Source organism: Blautia pseudococcoides, from assembly GCF_001689125.2.
Taxonomy (GTDB): Bacteria; Bacillota; Clostridia; order Lachnospirales; family Lachnospiraceae; genus Blautia; species Blautia pseudococcoides.
On the sequence record NZ_CP015405.2, the window covers coordinates 1,925,288 to 1,948,536 of the forward strand.

The 23,249-nt window shown below is 43.0% G+C and carries 19 protein-coding genes, 1 pseudogene and 2 riboswitches; of the genes and pseudogenes, 3 read left to right on the forward strand and 17 right to left on the reverse strand.

Annotated features, from left to right (window positions below; genetic code table 11):
* Window position 1: 1 nt before the first annotated feature.
* From A4V09_RS09140 to A4V09_RS09170, 7 genes are all read right to left on the reverse strand, one after another.
* Entirely contained in the window at window positions 2–1,537 is a 1,536-nt protein-coding gene (locus A4V09_RS09140; RefSeq protein WP_084043514.1) for a MutH/Sau3AI family endonuclease, read from the reverse strand.
* Between the two features lie 145 nt (window positions 1,538–1,682).
* On the reverse strand, window positions 1,683–3,068 hold the full coding sequence (dcm, locus tag A4V09_RS09145; protein WP_065542068.1) for a DNA (cytosine-5-)-methyltransferase: 1,386 nt from the start codon (window positions 3,066–3,068) through the stop codon (window positions 1,683–1,685).
* An 83-nt stretch (window positions 3,069–3,151) separates the two neighbouring features.
* A complete protein-coding gene (locus tag A4V09_RS09150; RefSeq protein WP_065542069.1) occupies window positions 3,152–4,579 on the reverse strand; it encodes a Sau3AI family type II restriction endonuclease in 1,428 nt (475 codons plus the stop codon).
* A gap of 1 nt (window position 4,580) precedes the next feature.
* On the reverse strand, window positions 4,581–5,063 hold the full coding sequence (locus tag A4V09_RS09155; RefSeq protein ID WP_084043515.1) for a very short patch repair endonuclease: 483 nt from the start codon (window positions 5,061–5,063) through the stop codon (window positions 4,581–4,583).
* Window positions 5,064–6,326: 1,263 nt separating this feature from the next.
* On the reverse strand, window positions 6,327–7,505 hold the full coding sequence (locus A4V09_RS09160; protein WP_065542070.1) for an aldo/keto reductase: 1,179 nt from the start codon (window positions 7,503–7,505) through the stop codon (window positions 6,327–6,329).
* Window positions 7,506–7,622: 117 nt separating this feature from the next.
* Window positions 7,623–9,263, reverse strand: a complete 1,641-nt coding sequence (locus A4V09_RS09165) for a Na/Pi cotransporter family protein (protein WP_065542071.1) — start codon at window positions 9,261–9,263, stop codon at window positions 7,623–7,625.
* A 67-nt stretch (window positions 9,264–9,330) separates the two neighbouring features.
* Window positions 9,331–9,699 (reverse strand): hypothetical protein, encoded by a 369-nt coding sequence (locus A4V09_RS09170; protein WP_157123484.1) that lies wholly within the window; start codon window positions 9,697–9,699, stop codon window positions 9,331–9,333.
* Window positions 9,700–10,265: 566 nt separating this feature from the next.
* Between A4V09_RS09170 and A4V09_RS09175 the strand changes: the two genes are divergently transcribed.
* Window positions 10,266–11,153 carry a LysR family transcriptional regulator gene (locus tag A4V09_RS09175; protein WP_065542073.1) on the forward strand — a complete coding sequence of 296 codons (888 nt, stop codon included), beginning with the start codon at window positions 10,266–10,268 and terminating at the stop codon, window positions 11,151–11,153.
* A 17-nt stretch (window positions 11,154–11,170) separates the two neighbouring features.
* On the opposite strand, the gene A4V09_RS09180 is transcribed toward A4V09_RS09175, so the two are convergent.
* The gene (locus tag A4V09_RS09180; protein WP_065542074.1) at window positions 11,171–12,658 is read right to left on the reverse strand and encodes an AAA family ATPase; all 1,488 of its coding nucleotides are present in this window, start codon (window positions 12,656–12,658) and stop codon (window positions 11,171–11,173) included.
* A gap of 337 nt (window positions 12,659–12,995) precedes the next feature.
* On the opposite strand from A4V09_RS09180, the gene A4V09_RS09185 reads away from it, so the two are divergent.
* Together A4V09_RS09185 and A4V09_RS09190 are read left to right on the forward strand one after the other, a co-directional pair.
* A complete protein-coding gene (locus A4V09_RS09185) occupies window positions 12,996–13,196 on the forward strand; it encodes a cold-shock protein (RefSeq protein ID WP_065542075.1) in 201 nt (66 codons plus the stop codon).
* Between the two features lie 284 nt (window positions 13,197–13,480).
* The gene (locus tag A4V09_RS09190; RefSeq protein WP_065542076.1) at window positions 13,481–14,071 is read left to right on the forward strand and encodes a hypothetical protein; all 591 of its coding nucleotides are present in this window, start codon (window positions 13,481–13,483) and stop codon (window positions 14,069–14,071) included.
* Between the two features lie 75 nt (window positions 14,072–14,146).
* On the opposite strand, the gene A4V09_RS09195 is transcribed toward A4V09_RS09190, so the two are convergent.
* The 9 genes and pseudogenes from A4V09_RS09195 to A4V09_RS25995 form a co-directional block, all read right to left on the reverse strand.
* On the reverse strand, window positions 14,147–15,043 hold the full coding sequence (locus A4V09_RS09195; RefSeq protein ID WP_065544711.1) for a putative manganese transporter: 897 nt from the start codon (window positions 15,041–15,043) through the stop codon (window positions 14,147–14,149).
* Window positions 15,044–15,206: 163 nt separating this feature from the next.
* Window positions 15,207–15,974 (reverse strand): pyruvate formate-lyase-activating protein, encoded by a 768-nt coding sequence (pflA, locus tag A4V09_RS09200; protein WP_065542077.1) that lies wholly within the window; start codon window positions 15,972–15,974, stop codon window positions 15,207–15,209.
* Window positions 15,961–18,213 carry a formate C-acetyltransferase gene (pflB, locus tag A4V09_RS09205; RefSeq protein WP_065542078.1) on the reverse strand — a complete coding sequence of 751 codons (2,253 nt, stop codon included), beginning with the start codon at window positions 18,211–18,213 and terminating at the stop codon, window positions 15,961–15,963. Before pflB ends, pflA begins: the two co-directional genes overlap by 14 nt.
* 91 nt (window positions 18,214–18,304) lie before the next feature.
* A riboswitch (ZMP/ZTP riboswitch) is annotated at window positions 18,305–18,384 on the reverse strand.
* 90 nt (window positions 18,385–18,474) lie between these two features.
* Window positions 18,475–19,284, reverse strand: coding sequence for a bifunctional hydroxymethylpyrimidine kinase/phosphomethylpyrimidine kinase (gene thiD, locus A4V09_RS09210; RefSeq protein WP_065542079.1), 810 nt, complete (start codon window positions 19,282–19,284; stop codon window positions 18,475–18,477).
* The gene (locus tag A4V09_RS09215) at window positions 19,281–19,931 is read right to left on the reverse strand and encodes an HAD family hydrolase (protein WP_065542080.1); all 651 of its coding nucleotides are present in this window, start codon (window positions 19,929–19,931) and stop codon (window positions 19,281–19,283) included. Before A4V09_RS09215 ends, thiD begins: the two co-directional genes overlap by 4 nt.
* Complete coding sequence (gene thiE, locus A4V09_RS09220) at window positions 19,928–20,587, reverse strand: thiamine phosphate synthase (RefSeq protein WP_065542081.1); 660 nt, start codon at window positions 20,585–20,587, stop codon at window positions 19,928–19,930. Before thiE ends, A4V09_RS09215 begins: the two co-directional genes overlap by 4 nt.
* Window positions 20,574–21,351, reverse strand: a pseudogene (thiM, locus tag A4V09_RS09225) (hydroxyethylthiazole kinase). The gene thiE and the pseudogene thiM overlap by 14 nt, the downstream one beginning before the upstream one ends.
* Window positions 21,352–21,402: 51 nt before the next feature.
* A riboswitch (TPP riboswitch) is annotated at window positions 21,403–21,511 on the reverse strand.
* 121 nt (window positions 21,512–21,632) lie between these two features.
* Entirely contained in the window at window positions 21,633–22,322 is a 690-nt protein-coding gene (locus A4V09_RS25990; RefSeq protein ID WP_330396575.1) for an ATP-binding cassette domain-containing protein, read from the reverse strand.
* Window positions 22,216–23,169 (reverse strand): ATP-binding cassette domain-containing protein, encoded by a 954-nt coding sequence (locus A4V09_RS25995; RefSeq protein ID WP_330396544.1) that lies wholly within the window; start codon window positions 23,167–23,169, stop codon window positions 22,216–22,218. The genes A4V09_RS25990 and A4V09_RS25995 overlap by 107 nt, the downstream gene beginning before the upstream one ends.
* Window positions 23,170–23,249: the final 80 nt, after the last annotated feature.

Below are 23,249 nucleotides of genomic sequence, written 5' to 3' on the forward strand. Positions count from 1 at the left end.
CTTATTCTCCTATAAACCCTAATTTATTCAATTGCTCTACCACATAAGTTCCTTTTACCCAGTAATTTTGTCTGAGTATTTTTAAACCATTCACGGTCACTTTATCTGTTGCATCGCTGCCTGTACCGCGAAAAAAAATCACATTATCCAATGCTTTGGGAAGATTTGTTTCCATCATCTCAATACCTGTTTTCGGTGTATACCGAATAGAACCATCTTTCTTCCTCATAACTGTTACTGTTGATTCACCTGTCTGTACTAAACGTTTTGCTTCTTCCCAAGATTTTCTAACCGATGACATAATTTCATCTGAACCCAGTTCCAAAATTTTAAATCCCTCAAAAGTATTATCACCATAAACCACATCAGTGTTCATTATTTTCCTATTAGGACTTACTGATATTCTTGGATGTTCCTGGAAAACTGGACACAGCAATCTGTAATCATTAAAGAAGTTATAAACATCTGTGTCTTCAAATACTTTTTCTTCTCCGTCAATAATTTGGAAATCAGAAAAATCCAAAGGACATGCAGACAACTTCATATCTTCTGTTCTTCCTCCGTTCTTATTCAAAACAACAATCTGTCCATGTAACCCCAACTTCGCAAGTTGTTCAATCTGAGAAATCTTTCTAGTTCCCCCAAACATCTTTGCAATGATTTTTTCCCCTGCTTGTTTACAGCTTAGATTATTATCCACACCAAATTCACGGCATAACTCATTTAATGTCTTTCCTCTATATCGTCTAGTGTATTCCCTACATTCCTTTTCGACATCATTTATTCCCAGATAATGACGGTTAGATTGTTCATATGTATTGTTTATGGAACTCTGTACGATAACCGTTACAAACCTTGCTCTAAAACGAAACCTGGGAGAATTCGGATATTTCGGAGAAGTATCCAAATACTCCAATTGCTTATTCGCAACTGTAGAAAGATTCGGATACTCTTCTTTCCTAATTTCTTCCTCTGAGTATCTCTCATGAATATCAGTAATAAAATCATGTACTTTTTGCCAATCACTTGCAATGATCGCTTTATCATCCGCAGAACAATTGTAGAAATAAAAATTCTTTAATGGAAAATCTTTATACTCTGCTGCTTTTATAGTCATCTTTGAAAGATAATGATAATAAACAAATAAGATTCTCTGTGATTTATGCCAAAATTTAGATGTTTCAAAAGTCTCTAATTCTATCGTAGATATAGATACTGCTGTAATACTGCAAGGCTCTTTCGCTTTCCATACACCTCTCGATTTTTCCTGAATACCGATAGTCTTCAATTCTACATCTTCATCATCCACATTCAAATCAGGTATTTGCTTATTATTTGCCTTATAGCCGAACACAGACTGCTCAATTACATCTCCGGCAATACCCGTTACCTTGGAATTCGTAACTGTCTTATCAAAAACATGATTTACATCCACCTCTGCAAGAGTTTTGCCTATGGTAGGAATCAGAATATCATATATCTGCTCTGTCGTATAATGTGGAATCTCTTCCAACAGATTTATTTCATGGATACTCATATTCCATTTCCTTTCTTATAAGATTTTAATCTTCTATACCGTTTGTCATTTACAGATGCAATTTGTTAGGTTAAGCTCTCTATGTTCCTATTTAGCTGGCTTTTGCATGGACAGGATTCCCCATAAGTGCTTTTTCCAAACGCAATTATTCCTGGTCGAAAATAGCATCAAGGGTTCTTTCCATATCCTCAATCAAATTAACTACCAATGCATTTCCCATCATAAAACGTCGCTTTTTAAGTGGCATTTCTACGATTTCTCCATTGAGCAAACAAAATTTTGTATGATCTGTTGGAAATCCTTGGATACGTTCCGTCTCCGTAGCTGTTAACAATCGGATTTTTCCTGTCTTTTTATCTTTTACAATATGTGTTGTCCTACTAAAACTACCCTCTGAAGTCAGCATGGTACGGGCAGGTTTATCATAACTATCCAGCATCGCAATGGCTCCCTCAGAAAAGATATATTCATGACCATTCGCCGCCATCCTAGAAAGCTTTTTCCCTCCCTTTATATACTGCCATGTTTGACGATCTTCTTTAGGTAGTTTTCCCTTTGTTTCATCACATCTCGTAACAAAGGGATCCGTATAATAAAGCTTCTCTTCTGAGATAAAATAAGATTCATCCACATCTCCTGATTCCATAATGTCTCCTAATGTTATCTGTGTGCCATCATACTTGGGTGTCGTCTTAATACTATATACAACTCCATCTTTCATGATCCCTGTATTTTCAAATCCGAAACTAAAACTCTCAGATAACTCACCTATCCCCTCTGGAAGTTTCGTTATTAAAATTTTCTTATTATCAACATCATTAACAGGAAATGTTTCAGCAAAGAATCCGTCCTTCAACAAAACTTTACCCATACTTATTCTCTGTGTTTCTAAATTGTCACTATACTTATATCCAACTTTTTCTTGAATCGTAGCGCAGTATTTCATATCATCCCTATAAGCAAAAATAAATGTACGTCTTCTGCGCTGTTGATATCCATAATCTGCCGCATTGATCACACGCCATTCGACCGTATATCCCTGATCCCTAAAGCAAGTCAAAATAATTCCAAAGTCTCTTCCTCTCTGTTTTGCTGGAGACTTTAATAGTCTATCAACATTTTCAAGCAATATAAATGGAGGCTGTTTAGCTTCTATAGTGTCTCGTATAGACCACCATAAGACACCCTTTTTTCCTTCTAGTCCCTTTGATGTAGCTAATGATGAAGCCACCGAATAATCTTGGCAAGGAAATCCACCTACCAGAAGATTAAAATCAGGAATAGATGACTTATCTACCTCTTCTATATCGACGTTTGTGGTATCGTTCCCATTCACATCATATCTAGTGCCGAATCGATACACATAACAATCATGTGCATACTGCGTTTTCTTCTCTGCTGGTTCCCACTGATTGAACCAGACAGTATCCCATTTTTCTTTTTTATTTACATCCTCTAACGTCTTTATATGGTTCAATCCACAACGGAATCCACCTACTCCTGCAAATAACTCACAAACAGTCTTCTTCATTTAAAACTCCTCAATCTATTATTTTATATACAACCATTCCGATTAATTTTATGATAAATACAGAACTTTGTAAAGATCTTTTTCTATTTTTCTAAAAATCTTTTTTCTAATTGGCTTAATATGTAAGAATTATTCAACCAAAAACATTGTTTTGGAAATTTCCTGCCGTCTGGCAAGTCATATGTATCTTTTGCATTTCTTGCGTGTGGTCTGACGTGACATACTGGATTATCAGATGCTTTAGGAAAATTATTATAATTTTTCCCGTTTCGGACTTCTATTTTCAATCCATCCAGCATCACTTGCTTTGTCGCTTCCCATACAGATTTAACATCACCTTCCAAATCTTTGTAAGGAATATTCCAAAATTGACATCCTTTCAACCTTAATTCACTTTCTCTATCATATTTATAGACAACAAACAAAAATCGGGTCTCACGGAGATAATTTCCAAAAATAGAGTCATCCCACTCCTCTTGCACCAATTCTTTAAATTTAAATGTAGGAAATGACATATTTTCTCTGATTTTATTATTTTTTTCAATCCTGATAGTCTTCACCGCAATATTTGCTTTTTCAAATTCCTCCGCATGATTTCCCTTAATGCCCAATATCCTATACGCTAACATTGCTTCTAGATTTTTTGTTTTTTTCTGAATATCAATCTGAAATTCCTCACACAATTTTTTGACAGTATACCCACAATATGTATTTATCTTCTCTACAACATAATTTTCAAAAGAGACTTCTGCCTTTCCTTTAATAATTGGTTCATATGTGATTTTACCTGGAATAATGTAATTATTCAGAACATAGGTCATATATGAATTTTTAAATGCAAATGCCCTCGGTTTTGCCAATTCACTACTAAACGGTTGTTTTCGTCTATCTCTTGAACTGGAGGCCTTTGGTGCTGCGCCCAGATATAGAGTATCACTTTCAGACAGTTCATGTGCCTTACCAGCCCTTATTTTTTCTGATATAACATAAAAATCTTGTTCGATAATTTTGATATCCTGTTCCGGTGGAGAAAAAAGTTTCACATAACCAATTTTATAATCCAATCTATTCTCAATTTCTTTTTGATACAAATAATAAATCAGTAAAATCAATCTTGCTTTTTGCCACATATGGCTTTCTACAAAGGTTTCATTAACCACTGAATAGTAATCGATCATAGTTAGGATAAGCCTCTCCTTTGCAGAAATAGTTCCATTTTTATTTATCTTATATGGTGTGACTTTTAGTTCTACTCCAGCTTTTTCAAAATCTGGTTTAGCATCATTATTTGCCTCATAATGAAAATATCTTTCTTCAATTAATTCACCAAGTCCACCTTTTCTTTTTTTATTTTCGTGTTTCGCTTCGTAGTTGTTTATTTCTCGAACAACCATGGCTTTTGTTATATCATCTTCTACACATACCTCAGCAAAAGTTTTTCCTACCAGTTTTTTTCCGTATTCTTCAATCGATATGGGATCAGCTTCATCATATTCTAATTTGTATTGCATATTAAATCTCCTCATCATAATCTATCTTCTCAATTTTTTGATCAAAAATCACTTCCTCTATTACCCGAATACATTCTTCTGGTTTTTCCAATATGTCTTTCCCCCAAAAATGAATAACTGACCATCCCAGATATTGTAGTGCCTGATCTTTTTCAATATCCCGCTGCATATTACGCTGGATTTTTTTCACCCAATAATCCGGATTTCTTCCTTTTTCCAAGCGAGGCCGCAAAATTTCCCAATCTTTCCCATGGAAAAACTCACTATCACAAAAAATAGCAATATGATATTTTATTAAGACTATGTCTGGCCTTCCCGGTAAATCTTTATAATTCTTTCTATAGCGATATCCCTTTTTCCACAATTCCTTTCGTAGTTTTGTTTCAATCACAGTGTCTTTTCCACGAATACGACTCATAGTTTTATGACTTTTTTCTGTTACTTCTCCATGAAATCTTGGTTCAGTAGGTTTTTCTATTCCCACTAAATATCAACTCCTATTAACTAAAGTATACAATTAATTTTTAAAGGCTGACCACCTTACTTCTTGCACTAATAGAAGATTCTAATCGTCTCTTGATTTACGGTCAACCTCTATACCGTCCGATGATTTTTCGTAAACCACTATGCAAATTTGCGTTTTTCTAAGGTTAAATTATACGGTTTTTCGTCTTTTCCACCACTATATTTAATAATTCTCTATATAGTTAAACAATGTCCGCGATGTCGTCTGATTTGCAATCCTGAATCTCACATACCCTACCCAACACTCCCACGCGGACATTTTCATTTTCCCAAGTTTCACTAGCGCATTGGTATGAATTTTTGCAGATATAATCAAATCCATTATCATCATTTTACATTCTTCATATATTTCCATAATTTACAGGCATTGATTCGCCCCTATTTGTTGTATAACCAGCAAGTCATTATTTGTATTTTAACATCTTGTTCACTTGTACACAATCGAATAATCCTAAATTGCAATCTTCATTGGCACCCCTTTACCTATATCATTGTGCCCCCGAAAATCTTGCTTTGCATATCTCATGCCCGTATATAATATATCGTACCCTTATGCTCAACTTCACAATAATTTCAGAATCTACCCAAAACTTATCTGTACCATTCTAGGCGTAATTGCCTAAGCCCTTTCGGAATCAAAAAAGCTTCCCGAAATTTACTGCTGCTGTTTTACTTCCGGCAAAGATTTTACCTCTTTAGGTTCCTCCCAGGCATAATGCACTGCGGAATTATCATATACCAATGACAAAATTTTACCACAAGTGACAAATGATTGCTATACAGAACATCTACAATAATTTTTCCATCCCCAACCACTCCTACGCAAACATAAAAGCGATCATAATATCAGGCTCACCCCCAATACCATGACCGCTAACTGCTCCAAACCTATATTACCCCACAATATTATGAGGCACATACTTTTCTACCGGATAACTATTTCCTGCTGCATAAGTTTTATACCGAAGCATCTTTTCTCTTTGCCAGTTCAGATATACGCCTGACAATCTCCATATCACTTTCCTGTGTTTTATCATGTTTTCCCTTTACAGTCACATCTGTCCTGCTTCTCAAAGTATCTGCATAACAGTTAGACTGCTGCAGCCTTCCGGCTGCCAGGGGTATGCTATCCTTACCAAATTTTGTTCTGCCGCCTACTGCATCTCCATAAACGGATTACCATACATTAATTTTGTTTTTAAAACACCCATTTACATACTTCTTAATACAAATGCAGTAACCTAACCGCACTTTTTGCCGCTTTATACGTGAAATTTTCCAGCTCTCTTGCTGCATTTTTTAATTCTTTTCTTATCTCTATCTGCTGCGGACAGTGTTTTTCGCATTTTCCACACGCAACACACTGGGAAGCGCCGGAAAAATTCTTACGAAACGCCGTACATCTCAAATAATCCATCCTGGCAGCGCTTTTCCCCTCTGTGTAAACAGCATTATAACAAAGAAATGTTCCGGGGATATCCACGCCTTTTGGACAGGGCATACAATACCCACAGCCTGTGCAGCCCACCTTTACGCTTTTTTTAATCTCTTCTTTTACCTGGTCTATCAATTCCTCTTCTTCTGACGTCAAACTGCCTGCAGGACTTTCTGATGCTGTCCGAACATTTTCTTTCACCATCCCCATGGAATTCATTCCTGATAGAACGCAGGTCACTTCCGGCTGATCATACAGCCACTTGAAGGCCAGAGCGGCCGGGGTGATTCCCTTCCCCTGCTGCCTGATAAGCTGCTTTGCAGAATCCGGCAAAAGATTTACCAGACGTCCTCCCCGCAGGGGTTCCATAATGATAACAGGCATTCCCTTGGCATGGGCATACTGTAACCCCTCTCTGCCCGCCTGAGAATTTTCATCCAGATAATTATACTGGATCTGACAGAAATCCCAATCGTAGACATCAATCAACTCTTTAAACATCTCTGTATTTCCGTGATAAGAAAAGCCAATATTCCGAATAGCATCGGCGGCTGTTTTTTCTTTTATCCAGTCCGGGATTCCCATCTTGACCAGCTTATCCCAGGTAGAAGTATCTGTCAGCATATGCATTAGATAATAATCCACATAATCTGTTTTAAGCCTCCTTAACTCCTCCTGAAACGTCTTCTCCACACCGTTCATGGATTTTATCATATAATGAGGCAGTTTTGTGGCAATATTTACTTTGGAACGGCAGTGATTCCGGTGCAGTATTTCCCCCAATGCTGCTTCACTTCCAGGGTAGATATAGGCCGTGTCCAGATAGTTCACTCCTGAGGCAATTGCCTCCATCACTTCCTTTTCTGCCTTATCCAGATCAATACTGCTGCCCTTTCTGGTAAATCGCATACATCCAAAACCCAGGGCAGAGATTTTGTTTCCTTTTTTGTCTTCTCTATATTCCATTATTCCTCCCTCACTGCCAACCAAAAATCTATCGCTTGACTACAAAACAACTCCGCTGCTTTCTAAAACCCACCCCTCTCTCAGCCATACTTTCCAAGACATGCATCTCCCAATAGATCAAACTACTCTTGTCAGCATTTCATGATATTGCTCGGCTATGTTCAATGCATGGTCACCAATACGTTCAAAGTCTGTCAGCAATTCAGAAAAGAAAATACTGGCATCTGCCACACATTCGTTTTTACCAATTCGCTCCATCTGCTGCCTCAGATTTTCATTTCGGATATCATCTATTTTCTGCTCGTCACGTGAGGTTTTCTCCAGCATGGTTTTTATATCTGAGATCTGATCCCCTGCAACATCTTCCAGAATCTGAAGGCTCATACCCTTCATGATCGCAATTTCCTGTTTTGCTTTATCTGAAAAAACAACCCCCATTTTTTTCATGCTGGCTGCATATCCCAGAATATTCATAGCATGGTCACCGATCCGTTCCAGGTTTCCCAGCATCTTATAGTATCCACTGATTTTAACAGAATCTTCCGCTGCCATCTCATGGTGCATCACAGACACGATATAGCGGGATACTTCTGCATTCAGATAATCAATATACTCCTCTTTCTGTTCCAGCCCCTCTTTACTTTGTACTGTATCGTGAAATACCGCATCAAAACTGCCCGCAACCGTTTCACAGACAATTTTCCGCATCCGCTCTATTTCCAGATTGATCTGTGTCAGGACCACAGCCCCCTGCCCCATGGGGTAATGCCTTTCAAACGGCTGTATATATTCCAGGTGGAATATTTCTTCCTGCTCACTTTGTTTATCCGGAAGAATCTGTTCTGCAAGACGCGCCATATAGGTACCAAACGGCAGCAAAAGCAGCGTTGTGACAATATTAAATACGGTATGGACATTGGCGATCTGAGCTACCGGATTTCCCGGTGTAAGATGTTCCATAAAAACAGTAAACGGTGTTAAGAGACAGATTACTGTAAATATGATTGTACCGATTATATTGAACATTAGATGGATCACGGTTGTTCGCTTTGCATTCACTTTTGTACCAATAGACGCTAAAACAGCCGTAATACAGGTTCCGATATTTTGTCCAAACAAAATGTATACCGCACTGGAAAGAGGAATCATACCTGTGCCTGCCAGGGCCTGTAAAATACCCACAGATGCTGATGAAGACTGTATGACAGCGGTAAACGCAGCACCTATCAAGATGCCTACCAGCGGGTTACTGAATGTAGTCATAAAGTGGATAAAAGTTTCTGAATTCTGAAGCGGTACCATGGCAGCCCCCATCATATCCATACCAATAAAGAGCACACCCAGACCCGCAAAAATCTCACTGATATGCTTTACTTTTTCATTTTTGACGAAAAGAATAGCCGCAACCCCCAGAAAGGCGATCAACGGAGCAATAGCGCCGATATCCAGTGCGATGAGCTGCCCGGTAATTGTTGTACCGATATTGGCGCCCATAATGACCCATACTGCCTGGTTCAGGGTCATGAGGCCGGAATTTACAAAACCAACCACCATAACAGTGGTAGCGGAAGACGATTGAATCACTGCCGTTATCGCAGCTCCGGCAAAGACTCCTTTGATCCGGTTGGAAGTCAGCCTTTCAAGAATCTGCTTCATTTTGTTTCCTGCAGCCGTCTCTAACCCATTGCTCATCATCTGCATGCCGTACAAAAACAACGCAAGACCACCAAGTAATTTTAAAATATCAGATATTTCCATTTTTATTCTCCCATTTCTGTCATTTTACTTATTCTGTAACTTGTGCGTATCGGAAAGATACGTGAGTCTACAGAGGACGTTTTTTTCCGTCCGACTTATGGGTGATATTCAGTTTGACACAAAACTGATTGGGCAGCGAAGCGTAAAACAGGAACAACAAAAAAATGCCTCCGCCGAGCACAATGGAAAAAATGTACAGAGACATATTAAGATTGGAAAGCCAATGAAAGGGAGTCTGTCTTCCCCTGAATTGTTTTAAAACCTGTTGAAAAAGCACTCTGAAAGACGGTACAAAATTATGTACTGTCTGCTCATCTATGTCAGATTCATCTGACTGGATCATTTGTTTATTTTCATAATCAGCCACGTGGGAATCATAACGGTTTCCTTCCACCCAGGCATTAGAAAAAACAGCCAGTCCTGTACCTGCCAGCATAAATAGGGCTGCTGCTAAAATAATAACTTGATATGTAAATTTATTCATGATAATAAAATGTTTTCTCCTCGGCAAAACAGAAAAATCTACCCTCTGCTTTACAAAACTTGCTATTATGCCAAATTTCCTTAAATAATGATAACCAGCAGACTTGTTAAACGCGCTCTGAAAGCCATTAGCTTTTTCTCAGTTGTCATGGAATATAGAAAGCAGCAGCCGGTAAGATCACCTGAGAATGCCATACGGTATAGTGAATGCGCCGTGTTCCATCCGACATACTTATCCTACCAGGTTTGTTATGAAATCCTCTCATAAACAATATCCGGTTTTCATCTTCTGAGATTAACCATATTATAGACGGTCAGCTTGGCAAAGTCAATTTTTACAAGTATTTTCCCTCCAACTTTTCGACACGAGCTCCTTTATTATAGTAATAAATACCGGTCGGCCCCAAAAAAGTCAACGGATTCCCAACCCCTTAACCCTCACCTCCCTATCCTTGATTTTAAATCTCCAATATGTTATCCTTGTATAAACTTTAAGTTAATGCAAGAAGGAGGTTCGATATGTATAACCACATGCTGGATACCTTTCTAGCGGTTGCTGACTGCGGCAGTTTTACCAAGGCGGCTGCCCACTTGTATATCTCTCCCACCGCTGTTATGAAGCAGATGAATGCCCTGGAAAATCATCTGGATGTAAAACTGGTAGAGCGCACCCCATCCGGCGTCCGTCTGACGGCTGCGGGAAATGTTATTTACCGGGACGCCAAATTCCTGATCAACTATTCCCAAAAGTCCCTTGCGAGCGCCAAAGCTGCCCTCCATGCAAATGATACTACTTTCTGCATCGGCACCTCTCTTTTAAACCCGGCAAAGCCATTTATGGATCTATGGTATCGCGTGAACAAGGAGTTTCCTGCGTATAAGCTGCATCTGGTTCCTTTTGAAGATGATCATGAGGGGATTTTGACTGAAATAGAACAGTTGGGAAAAAAATTCGATTTTCTGATCGGTGTGTGTGATTCCAAGGAGTGGCTTTCCCGCTGCAACTTCCTCCCTCTCGGGCGATACCGAAAAATGATCGCCGTATCCAGGGAACATCCATTGGCAGGTAAAGAACAGATCCATATAGAAGATTTATATGGTGAAACATTGATGATGGTTGCGCGCGGAGATTCCGGCGTCAATGACTTTCTGCGCAGCGATTTAGAAAAACACCATCCTCAGATCAGAATAGAGGACACCCCTCCGTTTTATGATTTATCGGTGTTTAACCGCTGCGCAGAAACCGGAAATATTCTCCTCACCATTGAATGCTGGCAGGAAGTCCATCCGGGACTTGTGTCTATTCCGGTAAATTGGGATTATAGTATCCCTTATGGTCTGCTGTATAGTTTTGATGCGCCTGATGACGTCTGCAGGTTTGCAGAAACGGTAAAAAATCTCATATAGAGCAGAGCTCTTCTGCTTTATTCCAGCAGACTCCGCACCATCTCCGCATCAAAAACTACTTTTGACAAATGATTCACTTCAATCTGATACAACGCATTGGCTGCCATATGCTCTGCTGCCTGCTCCAGATCACGGATACCGGTAGTGTCCGCATATTTTTCCACAACTGCGTCATAAGCTTCTTCCGTTACAACGCATTCCTTTTCCTGCAGGCCCATGCGCCCCAGGACTTTTGGCAGGGCATACCGGGAGAAAATAATTTTCTTCTCTTCCGCCGTATAATCCGGAATATCAATGACAGCAAAACGCGACATGAGCGGTGCACTGATCTGCTCCTTATCATTGGCTGTGGCTATGGGATATACGCCAACAGTGGGAACCATACATTCAATATAATTGTCTGTAAAGCCCAGGTTATCAAGAAGTGTCAGAAGGACATCTGCCGGATTTCCATTGCCTTTTCCCGAAGAGGCCTTATCCAGTTCGTTGATAATAAAGACAAGGTTGGATTCACCTGCCATGGAGAAAGCCTCCATAATAATTCCCGGCTTTGCATTTGCATAGATACGGGAACTTCCGGTCAACTGTTCCGGGTCGTTGATAGAACTCATATCCAGCGTTGTCCACGGCAGTTTTAATATACGTGCAACCGCATAAGCAATCTGGGATTTTCCCGTTCCGGCAGGTCCCACCAGTAAAATGCCGTATGCCGGAAGGGTATGGGTACGGTTGATCTGTATGATCGTCTCCATGATCCGCTGTTTCACCCGCTCCATACCGTAAAGCTCTTCATCCAGAATTCTGCGCGCTTTTTCAGGATCAATAGCCTCAAAATAATTGTTCTTCCACTGGATATTCATCATGATGGAAAGTGCACGCTGGGCATGGCGCCTCTCCTCAGGGGATACCTCATGAGAGCGGGCAACAGCCAGATTTCTCCTTGCCCAAAGGCGGATATTGTCCGGCATAGTCTTACCTGCACAGGTCATGAAGTCTGTGATGCTCTGCAGACTGGTGAGTTTCATACTGTCGCCGGTCTCCTCCTGGTCTTCGTCCTCATTCTCCTCCACAGGCGCACTGCCTGCCAATAATCTTTCTATCATAAACTGCAGAAAACCATCCTCAGCGGAAAGCTTGGTTCCCCCACCAAAAGCGATCTCCCGAATCTTGTAAACCGCATAGCCGTCTTCCCTGTTCTCGCCGGACAGGCGCACATTGATGTGGTTATCACCCAGCCAGTGGATCAGGCTGACAAAGCGGGCATCTATCTGCAGAATATCTGCACTGACCGTTTTATCCTCCTCCTTAAATTCAAAGGCCGTCTGCTGATTCTGATTGGCAAAAACACCGCAGGAATGGTGCTTCCATTTCCGCTCATGGTTGTCCAGAAGCAGAATGGGCCTGTCCGGGGAGGCTGTATTCTCATTGGAACGAAACACGGTGTATGTACACTGAAACTCACTCTTCTTTTTATTGTCCGAATTGCTGAAATCAAATACTGGCATAATTGCGTACTCCTTTTGTTATATTAGATCATCACACATACTATGTGATAATTGCTGATACACGAGCTGCCTTACAGTATCACTTCAAACTGCAAGGTCCCTGCAAGTATGTAGTATACCTATTTTTTTATTCTTTTACAAGCTCATTGTGCTTTGCCGGCACAAAATTTTTTTATTTTTTTCTTGACATAGCTCCTTTTCTATGGTAATCTATAGAAAGTGTTTTGATAAAGCCTTGATTTCGCATACAGCAGTAAGTCATTCTTTTATTAATGATTTACTGCTATATGCGTTTTTTGTTTTGTAAAATGCATATAAAAAATAGGAGGTATCTTTCATGAATAAAGGTACAGTAAAATGGTTTAACTCAGAAAAAGGGTTCGGATTTATTACAGGGGAAGACGGATCTGATGTATTCGTACATTTCTCAGGGATCAATTGCGATGGTTACAAATCTCTTGACGACGGCCAGGCCGTAACTTATGATTTAACTCAGGGAAACCGCGGTATGCAGGCTGTTAATGTTTGTGCCGCTTAAGCCGGAATATTATTTCACTATCCTATCAATGCCTGCACGCAATCAGCAGTGACAGGCATTGATACTCTGTATCTTAACTAGTCAGAGCTATGGTTGATCCATACAGCTAAGTCGGCGGGGTTTATACATTATTCCTTGCTGGCTCAACCTAAAATCTCATTCAATTTATATATATTTCTATAAAAAATCCCAACCTCAATATTTCCCAATTTCATATATCTTACTGACATTTTTTCAAAACCTGCATATAATAAAGCAACAAATAATGCTCAGGTACACATATTATGAACAATGATCCCCGAGGCACGATCATCCAGCAAGGTAATGTTATGCGCATAGATAACGCTCTTGTTGAGGATGTATTTTGTTACGATAACAAGATAGGACATATCCTTGTATCTTACGCGGTCCCCGAAGCAAACCAGACGGTCTCGATACAAAATCTGCGTTTAAACGTGGGAAGAAACACAGTCATCCTGGATGCCTTTGGCAGGCGCATTGACTCATGCCAGATTCAAAAAGGCATGTGGGTAAATGTTGTGTTCTCTTCACGTATGACCAGAAGTATTCCCCCACAGGCAAATGCTTTTCTGATCCTTGTCAAGAGACAGCCCCGCCCACAGACCAGTACCACAACGGGAAGGATCGCTTCCATTGATCTGAGAAACAGATTCCTCTATACAGGCGATCCAAACGATATAAACAGTCAGACCAGATTTGTCATAACTGATGACACGGTCATTTTAAACCGTTCCGGTATTCCGGTGAGTCTCCGCTTTCTCCGTCCCGGACAGACGGTCAGGATCACCCACGCAAACTTCCAGACAGCCAGTATTCCACCACAGACCACTGCCTTCCGGGTACAGGTAATATAAGAAAAAAAGCTGGCATCTCATACACAAGTGCCAGCTTTTTTTAACATTACACCTAACAAAGATAAAGCTATGGTATCACAGTACAATTCCCAGCATCTCTATCAGAATTCCCCAGAACACGCCTGTTCCGTATAAAATCCCTATGAGTCCCAGGTTTTCTTTCACTCCCTTATTGGTTCTGCAGAGCACCAGAATACCTACGCCCGCGCCTACCAGAAGTCCCGCCATCATCTGTCCGGCTCCCAGAATACCGGTCAGGTAGAGTTGGGTGATCACCACAGAGGAGGCACAGTTAGGGATCAGTCCTACCAGTGCGGCCAAAAACACACCAACAACCGGTTTTGTGCTGATAAAGTATCCGATCTTGTCACTTCCCACCAATTCCACGCAGAATCCGATCACCAGGGATATGAGAAAGATGAAGACCGTAATCTGAAGCGTGTGTAAAAAAGCCGATTTGATAATGCTGCCGTTCTCACAATGGCAGTGTTCGGATTCGCACAGATCATGGATATCTTTCTCATGATGTTCCCTGTGTATATGATTATGTTCTTCCCGCTCTCTCCTCTTCTTGCCGCCAAAACGCCATAATACATCAATGGCAGACCCGGATACAGCTCCAAGAACAACTTTCAGACCCAGGATCCGCAGGATTGTACCTGCTGCCACAGATTCGGAGATAAAGATAGGAAGCATTTCATCTGAAGTGGAAAGAAAAATAGCCAGCAGAGTTCCCGCTGATATGACGCCTCCGGAGTAAAGGCTGGCTGCAGCGGCTGAGAACCCACACTGGGGAAACGCACCTGCCACACCGCCAATGAGAGGCCCAAAATGCCCTGACTTTTGCATGATCTGCTTAGACTTATTCTTTGTTTTATGTTCCAGATATTCCATGACCAGATAAGTCAGGAACAGGAAAGGAATCAGCTTGGCTGTATCCAGCAAAGCATCTAAAATCACGTCGAGTATCATATCACAGCTCCCTTCCGCAGCAGAATATTTATTCGCATTCCAGTTTCTAATGATAGCATAAATGCAGGACAAACTCAACGCCGGATTATTATTTTTAGCAGATACTTCCAAAATGCAGAGCGGCAGCGGAAATCTATCATATCAATTTCCGCTGCCGCTCTTCCTATGCGTTCAGATAACCTGTATATTCACTTGTATGAAGCAGCCGGTTGGCATTCTCCACCCGCTCTTTCGTGGGAGGGTCAATCCCCTGCAGGGGATAAGGGATGCGCATATCCTGCCATTTAAAAACCCCCAGCGTATGGTATGGCAGCACTTCAAAGCGCTGAACATTGCCCAGGCCTTTTACAAATGCGTCCAGCCGTATCAGGTCTTCGTCATAATCGTTCCGTTCCGGCACGAGAACGTGGCGAATCCATACAGGCTTGTTGATTTCGGCCAGATATCCAGCCATATCAAGGATGTTTTCGTTGCTGCATCCTGTCAGGATTTTATGCTTTGCGCTGTCAATCTGTTTGATGTCAAGGAGAAGTAAATCCGTGGCTTCCATAAGGCGGCTGAATTTATGGAAAAACGGGTCGTGCCTGGAAAACGGATTTCCGGAAGTATCCAGGACCGTATGCACCCCTTCTTCCTTAGCCTTTGTAAAAAGCTCCAGCAAAAAGTCCATCTGGAGCAGCGGTTCCCCGCCGCTGACGGTTATTCCGCCTTTGTCTCCCCAGTAGGCTTTATAGCGCAGAGCCTGCCCTAACACCTCATCTGCTGACATCATATCCATGGAGCTGGTGCTCCAGGTATCCGGATTGTGGCAGAACTGGCAGCGCATCCTGCAGCCCTGCAGAAAAATCACAAACCGGACCCCTGGCCCGTCCACGGAACCAAAGCTTTCGATCGAATGGATGGAGCCTTTTCTCGAACTAAATGCGCTCATGTGCGGAGCGGGCGATCACGTCAAGCTGCTGCTCGCGTGTCAGATCAATGAATTTAACCGCATAACCGGATACACGGATCGTAAAGTTTGCATACTCCTCTTTTTCCGGATGTTCCATGGCATCCACCAGCTTCTCAATGCCAAACACATTCACATTTAAGTGATGTGCACCCTGGTCAAAGTATCCGTCCAGAATGTGCATCAGATTGTTGATCCTCTCCTCCTCAGAATGTCCGATGGCACCTGGGTTGATGGTCTGTGTGTTGGAGATTCCGTCCAGTGCCCACTCATATGGAAGCTTTGCAACAGAGTTCAGGGAAGCCAGAAGGCCGTTTTTCTCTGCACCGTAGCTTGGGTTCGCACCGGGTGAAAGCGGTTCTCCCGCTTTTCTGCCATCCGGCAGCGCTCCTGTTGCCTTTCCGTAAACCACATTGGAAGTGATGGTCAGGATGGATGTGGTCGGCTCGGAATTCCGGTAGGTCGGATATTTTTTCAACTTTTCCAGGAATGTGTGCAGCAGCCATACCGCAATATCATCTGCTCTGTCATCGTCATTACCGTAGCGGGGGAAATCACCCTCTGTCTCGAAGTCCACTGCCATTCCTTCCTCATCACGCACAACTTTTACCTTGGCGTATTTCACAGCGGACAGGGAATCCACCACATGGGAAAAGCCTGCAATTCCTGTTGCAAAAGTTCTGCGCACATCTGTATCGATCAGTGCCATCTCTGCTGCTTCATAATAATATTTGTCGTGCATATACTGGATCAGGTTCAGGGTATTTACATACAGCCCTGCCAGCCAGTCCATCATAATTTCATATTTGCGGACAAGCTCATCATATTCCAGGTAATCGGAAGTGATCGGTTTATATTCAGGTCCCACCTGAACCCTTGACTTCTCATCCATACCGCCGTTGATGGCATATAAGAGGCATTTTGCCAGGTTTGCACGGGCTCCGAAGAACTGCATTTCTTTTCCTGTCTGGGTAGCTGATACACAGCAGCAGATGGAATAGTCATCTCCCCATACCGGCCGCATCACATCGTCATTTTCATACTGGATAGAGCTGGTCTCCACAGAGATAAATGCAGCGTATTTCTTAAAGTTTTCAGGCAGTCTTGATGAGTAGAGAACCGTCAGGTTCGGTTCCGGCGCAGGACCCATATTCTCCAGTGTGCGGAGGATTCTGTAATCTGTCTTTGTGACCATGGAACGGCCGTCCTGACCCATGCCTGCCACCTCCACGGTAGCCCATACCGGGTCTCCGGAGAAGAGCTGGTTGTAAGAAGGAACACGGGCAAACTTAACCATTCTCAGCTTCATGATAAAATGGTCTACCAGCTCCTGTGCTTCTTTTTCCGTCAGTGTACCATTTTCCAGATCTCTCTGCATGTAAATATCCAGGAAAGTTCCCACACGGCCCACACTCATGGCTGCACCATTCTGTGTCTTGATGGCAGCCAGGTATCCGAAATACAGCCACTGAACTGCTTCCTTAGCGTTCTGTGCCGGTTTTGAGATATCATATCCATAGCTCATAGCCATTTTTTTCATATCAGCAAGGGCACGGTACTGCATGGAAATCTCTTCTCTCTGACGTATGATCTCATCTGTCATGATACCACAGCCGCAGTTATCGTAATCTTCTTTTTTCTTTTCCATCAGGAAATCAACACCGTAAAGCGCCACTCTTCTGTAGTCGCCCACAATACGGCCACGGCCATAAGTGTCCGGAAGTCCTGTGATGATTTTGTTATGACGGGCTTTTTTCATCTCCGGTGTATACGCATCGAAGACACCCTGATTATGAGTTTTATGATATTCTGTAAAGATTTTATGAAGCTCCGGAGCCGGTGTATAGCCATTGGATGTACAAGAATCCTCTGCCATTTTAATACCGCCATAAGGCATAAATGCCCGTTTCAGTGGTTTGTCGGTCTGAAGCCCTACTACCTTTTCCAGGTCTTTTAATTCTTCACTGATATAGCCCGGCCCATGGGAAGTCAGTGAGGATACAATCTCCGTATCCATATCCAGAACGCCGCCTTTTGCACGTTCCTCTTTCTGCAGTTTTGACAGTGCAGACCAGAGTTTTTCCGTTGCTTCGGTGGGGCCTTCCAGGAACTCCTGATTTCCTTCATACGGTTCGTAGTTGTGCTGGATAAAGTCACGAGTATTGACTTCTTCCTTCCAGATTCTACCTTTAAATCCATCCCATTGTTTGAAGTTATTCATCTTTGCAAGTCCTCCTTCTAAGACAATAATTGTGTAGAAGCTGCCTTTAGACCGGACCGGATATATTAAAAAAAGCCGGTCCTATCCAGACAACTTCTGCCCAGACGGTCGGCTAAATCAACGTTATACTCCCTGTGGTTCATTCCACTTCCGCCAGTTATATAACATCTGTAGTATAATGCATTTTTTTAAGAATTGTCAATAAAAGGAACGAATCTTTTATGTTCTTTTTCGTATACATATTACAAAAATTATTACGGATCACCGAAATGGATAGCCAATTGCAAAAGGAGGTAATCTGTACATATGGTTCAAAGGTCCGCTGCCCTTTCCCAGATCAAGCCCGTCCTGCAGCGCACCGGTCAGGTAATTTTTGGCATTCTTTACGCTTCTTTCCAGAGGATATCCTGCAGCAAGACTACAGGCAATGGCGGAAGACAAGGTGCATCCTGTTCCGTGTGTATTGGGATTTTCTATCCTCTTTGTGGAAAACCAGGTACATCTGCCCTTCTCATATAAAAGATCATCCGCTCCATTTTTCAAATGGCCGCCTTTTAGCAGAACCGCACCGGAGCCATACTTTGCTATTTTTTCTGCGGCTCGTTTCATATCCTTGGGGCTGCCCACAGAAAAACCACAGAGTGCTTCCGCTTCCGAAAGATTTGGTGTCACCACTGCTGCCAGAGGGAAAAGCTCCTCTCTCAGCGCTTCAGAGGCATCCTCCGATAGGAGTCTGCTGCCGCTTGTGGATATCATGACCGGGTCTAATACCACATCCTGCGCCTGGTATTTTTTCAGCCTTCCGGCAATTTCCCGTATGATCTTTTCGTTGGAGACCATACCGATTTTTACTGCATCCGGGCGGATATCTGTGAAAATGCAGTCCATCTGTTTTCCTACAAATTCCGCGTCACACTCCTGTATCCCATATACACCTGTTGTATTCTGCGCCGTGAGTGCTGTGATCACACTCATGGCGTACATCTTATGGACTGTTATGGTTTTAATATCCGCCTGGATTCCGGCTCCTCCGCTGCAGTCTGATCCGGCAATAGTCAATACTTTTTTCACATTTTATGCCCCCAATCTTCCCATTTTTCAAGATAAACATCAGCCAGTTTAAGCAATTTTCCTCTGTCTTTTTCCGAATAAAGATCACGAATAACTGCCAGTAAAAATCCGGCATTTTTCGCTGTTTCCGCCGCAAAATATGCATCTTCCAGCACTAATGTCTCTACTTTTTTTGTACCGATGATTCCCATCGCCATCTCATATATTCGTGGATTTCTTTTACCGGCTCCCGCCTCCGTACAAGTGAGGATACCAGTAAAATATGAATCAATTCCGTTATTTTTAAGCGCAGCTTCTATAAGAAGCCTGTTTGTGGATGTGGCGATACACATTCTGATACCCCGGCTCTTTAAATCCTCCAGCACGGAAAGCAGTCCCGGTTTGATCCGGATTTCCTCTTTATAATAGTCATATATCATGGTATTAAATTCGTCAATGATTTGGTCCTTGTGGAGCAAAATCCCATAGCTGGTGCGGAAATATTCTGCAGACTCTTCCATTGTCATGGTCTCCAGTTTTTGGCGGATATCCTTCCGGGGCCTGATTCCCTTTCGTTTCAGATAGAGCTCTCCTGCCTGGTCCCACAGCCCCATAGAATCAAAGAGTGTGCCATCCGCGTCGAATATGGCACCCTTTATCCCTCTCATTTTTTTATCATCTCCTTAGCCAGTGCCAGCAGTTCCTCACAGGCGGTTCTGATATCCGGCTGTCCAAAAATGCCGGATATGACGGAAATGCCTGCCGCACCGCTTCCGGCAAGCTGCATCACGTTATTTTTCTTAATTCCGCCGATCGCCACAACAGGGATGGATACCGCCTGACAGACCTCTTTCAGGGTATTCCATGCGATTACATCCGCGTCTTCTTTGGTGGAGGTGGAAAACACTGCCCCCACGCCCAGATAATCCGCCCCCGCTTTTTCTGCCCGCAAAGCCTCTAAAACAGTCCGGGCGGAGACGCCGATGATCTTATCCTGGCCCAGTTTTTCCCTGACGCTTCCCGCCTCCATATCGCTCTGCCCCACATGTACGCCGTCCGCATCCACAGCCAGGGCAAGGTCCACATTGTCATTGATCATCATGGGGACACGGTAACTGGCGGCAAGAGCCTTTATATCCTTTGCCTCACGCAGAAAATCCTCATACGGCATCTCTTTTTCCCTGAGCTGCAAAAGCGTAATACCTCCGTCCAGAGATGCTTTTACCTGCTCATAAATTGTCTTTTCCCCCACCCAGGATCGGTCCGTAACGGCATACAGAAGCAGGGCACGTCTCACCATTTCTCTTTTCTCAGCGCAGTTCATATTTTGCTCCTCTCTCCAGCTCGCTGCCGGTCAAATGATATACCTCATCAATCAGATAGTTTCTGCAGGATGCGTTGCCCCTGCGCTCACTTTCCATCTTCTCAAATGCCTTTTCCCCACACAGGCCCATGGAGATCACAGCAGCAGCCACAGCTTCCAGCCTTCTGTCAGGATTGGCTGCCAGATATGCTGCAGTGAGGGAGCTGAGCATACAGCCGCAGCCTGTGATCTTTGCCATGACAGGGTTCCCAACCGCTGATGGCGATCACTGCCCCTGTCTTTTTTGAAAAATCCTTTGCGAATGTTATGGTCTTTTCCAGATTTTCGTCTGTCACAGTATCCGCCCCATCAGCATCCACTCCCTTGGAACTGTTTCCTCCTCCGGCAATGGTCTTAATTTCAGAAATATTTCCCCGGATGGCAGTAAAAGAAATTTCCCTGAGCAATTGTTCCGCTGTCTTCCTGCGGTATGTGGATGCCCCCGCCCCCACAGGGTCAAGTACAATGGGATGTCCGCAGCTTCCCGCACTTTTCCCCGCCAAAAGCATGGCTTTCACGGAACGGGGATGCAAGGTCCCCATATTGATGTTCAGACCGTCGCAGAGGCGTCCCATCTCCTCTGCTTCCTCCTCCCCGTCCGACATGGTTGGGGAAGCGCCGCAGGCCAACGTAATATTGGCACAGTCATTTGCAGTAACATAATTGGTGATGTTCTGGATCATAGGCGATTTACTCCTGACGTTTTCCAGTATTTCTCCCAGCATTTTTTCTCCTTTCTGCATCCTGAAACATAAAAAGGGAGACGCCAACACGTCTCCCGGAATCTTGCTCTCTCCCTACGCTGGCATTACCCATATCAGGTTAACGGGTCGAAGTTGGTGACTTCCTCTCAGCCTGCCGCTACAAGCTCCCCCAATGAAACTTATTCATATTTTTACTTTAACTGGTTATCAGGATACCACACTTACCTGTTCCTGTCAAATTCTGTCAGCTTTCTTCTCCGTGGCGGCGCCTGAAAGATATCACTGTACCGCAAAGTTCTTATCTATCCTTTTCTCTTTTCCAGACCATTTTCTGTCAGTTCATAGATGGTGTCACATACCTCATCCATATACTTTCTGTCATGGGAGACACTGATGACTGCCCCTTTGAAATCTGCCAGAAGTCTTCGGATAACAGGCCCGGACAGGGGCGAAAAATTTCTGGTAGGTTCATCCAAAAGAAGCACATTGCTGCCGTCCAGGCTCATTTTCAGGAAAAACAGTTTTGCTTTCTGACCGCCGGAAAGCTGAGAGATACTGTGGTCCATCTCATCTGCCGTGTATTTCATACTGCCCAGATACGTGCGGATCCTGCTGATTTCCTCTTTGTCTCCCTTTTTTTGCAGAAATTCTGCCGGGGTTTTACTGCCATCCATTTTTTCTTCGTAATTCTGAGGCATATAAGCCACATGCAGGTCTGTTCTCTCCTGCATGGATTCCGCTATCTTCCGCAGAAGTGTGGTTTTTCCAATGCCGTTTGCTCCTGTGATACAAACTTTTTTTGGTCCCTTAACAGACAAGACGATCTGCTGAGAGAGCATCCGTTCCCCGATACAGAGCTTTTCAAGAAAATATGCAAGCACTGTCTTACCGTTTGGAATGGAAGTATCTTTTGGAAACCGGATAAATATGGCATCCTCTGTCTCCGGTATCTCTGTCCTGTCCTCCGCTTCTCTTAGATAGCGGCGTTCCATGGCTTTTACGGCGTGCATCTTCTTTTTCAGCAACTGCCCGCCGTGGGGGTTCTGCCGGGTTGATATTGTTCTGGTCACGCTCCACTTTCTGCTGGATCCTGCGGAACCGCTCTTCCTGTTTTCTGGCCTCCTCCCGTTCTTTTCTCGCAATGCGCTCCTGATTGGTAAGTCCTCTTGCCCTGTTTTCCATATAGGTTTTGTAATCCATCTTCGCAACAGAGTATCTGGGTTTTGTCTTTCTGTTAATCTGCTCCAGATGGATAATGACATTGGCTGTCCGCTCAATCAGGGTCTCATCATGGGAAATATAGAGAATGGGTATTTGGCATTGGTTCATAAAATTCTCCATCCACTCCAATGTCCTGATATCAATGTCATTGGACGGTTCGTCCAACAGAAGAATATCCGGATTTTCCATTAGGATCCCGGCCATCTGCAGCTTGATCTTCTCCCCGCCGGAAAGCGCGCCCATCTTTTGCTGGGAATAATAAATATCCGCCGGTATTCCCAGTTCCCGGCTCATATTTGACAGTTCTTTTGGTGACATATTGTAAAAACCTGTGTTCCCGGTAAAATATTCCCAGACGCTTTTCTCCAGATTCTGCTCCTCCAATTCCTGGGGCAGATACCCCGTCTTTCGCTGGTTTTTAATGATTTCTCCTGTGAACTCCGCATAGGATTCCACAAGGGCCGGGTCACAGATCAGCTTCAAAAGTGTGGATTTGCCGTTTCCCTCTTCCCCGATCATGACAGCTCTGTCACCGGGATTCAGCACAAAGGAAAAATTCTCCACCAGGGTTCTCATATCTTTTTTATGTGTAATCGTCAGATTTTTGATCTGCATCATATTGCATCCCTTCTTTCCTGATATAAAAAGAGCCTGTTTCTCCACCGGAAAAACAGACTCTCAAATATGCGCACCTATAT

What these genes read in the sequence shown, in the direction of transcription:
- A4V09_RS09195 (WP_065544711.1), bottom strand. Translation starts at nt 15,043, where the DNA reads ATGATACTCGACGTGATTTTAGATGCTTTGCTGGATACAGCCAAGCTG.
- pflA (WP_065542077.1), bottom strand. Translation starts at nt 15,974, where the DNA reads ATGAGCGCATTTAGTTCGAGAAAAGGCTCCATCCATTCGATCGAAAGC.
- A4V09_RS09170 (WP_157123484.1), bottom strand. Translation starts at nt 9,699, where the DNA reads ATGCTGGCAGGTACAGGACTGGCTGTTTTTTCTAATGCCTGGGTGGAA.
- A4V09_RS09140 (WP_084043514.1), bottom strand. Translation starts at nt 1,537, where the DNA reads ATGAGTATCCATGAAATAAATCTGTTGGAAGAGATTCCACATTATACG.
- A4V09_RS09185 (WP_065542075.1), top strand. Translation starts at nt 12,996, where the DNA reads ATGAATAAAGGTACAGTAAAATGGTTTAACTCAGAAAAAGGGTTCGGA.
- A4V09_RS09175 (WP_065542073.1), top strand. Translation starts at nt 10,266, where the DNA reads ATGTATAACCACATGCTGGATACCTTTCTAGCGGTTGCTGACTGCGGC.
- A4V09_RS09150 (WP_065542069.1), bottom strand. Translation starts at nt 4,579, where the DNA reads ATGCAATACAAATTAGAATATGATGAAGCTGATCCCATATCGATTGAA.
- A4V09_RS09180 (WP_065542074.1), bottom strand. Translation starts at nt 12,658, where the DNA reads ATGCCAGTATTTGATTTCAGCAATTCGGACAATAAAAAGAAGAGTGAG.
- A4V09_RS09215 (WP_065542080.1), bottom strand. Translation starts at nt 19,931, where the DNA reads ATGAGAGGGATAAAGGGTGCCATATTCGACGCGGATGGCACACTCTTT.
- A4V09_RS09165 (WP_065542071.1), bottom strand. Translation starts at nt 9,263, where the DNA reads ATGGAAATATCTGATATTTTAAAATTACTTGGTGGTCTTGCGTTGTTT.
- A4V09_RS09160 (WP_065542070.1), bottom strand. Translation starts at nt 7,505, where the DNA reads ATGGAATATAGAGAAGACAAAAAAGGAAACAAAATCTCTGCCCTGGGT.
- pflB (WP_065542078.1), bottom strand. Translation starts at nt 18,213, where the DNA reads ATGAATAACTTCAAACAATGGGATGGATTTAAAGGTAGAATCTGGAAG.
- A4V09_RS25995 (WP_330396544.1), bottom strand. Translation starts at nt 23,169, where the DNA reads ATGATGCAGATCAAAAATCTGACGATTACACATAAAAAAGATATGAGA.
- A4V09_RS09190 (WP_065542076.1), top strand. Translation starts at nt 13,481, where the DNA reads ATGAACAATGATCCCCGAGGCACGATCATCCAGCAAGGTAATGTTATG.
- A4V09_RS25990 (WP_330396575.1), bottom strand. Translation starts at nt 22,322, where the DNA reads ATGGAACGCCGCTATCTAAGAGAAGCGGAGGACAGGACAGAGATACCG.
- dcm (WP_065542068.1), bottom strand. Translation starts at nt 3,068, where the DNA reads ATGAAGAAGACTGTTTGTGAGTTATTTGCAGGAGTAGGTGGATTCCGT.
- thiE (WP_065542081.1), bottom strand. Translation starts at nt 20,587, where the DNA reads ATGAACTGCGCTGAGAAAAGAGAAATGGTGAGACGTGCCCTGCTTCTG.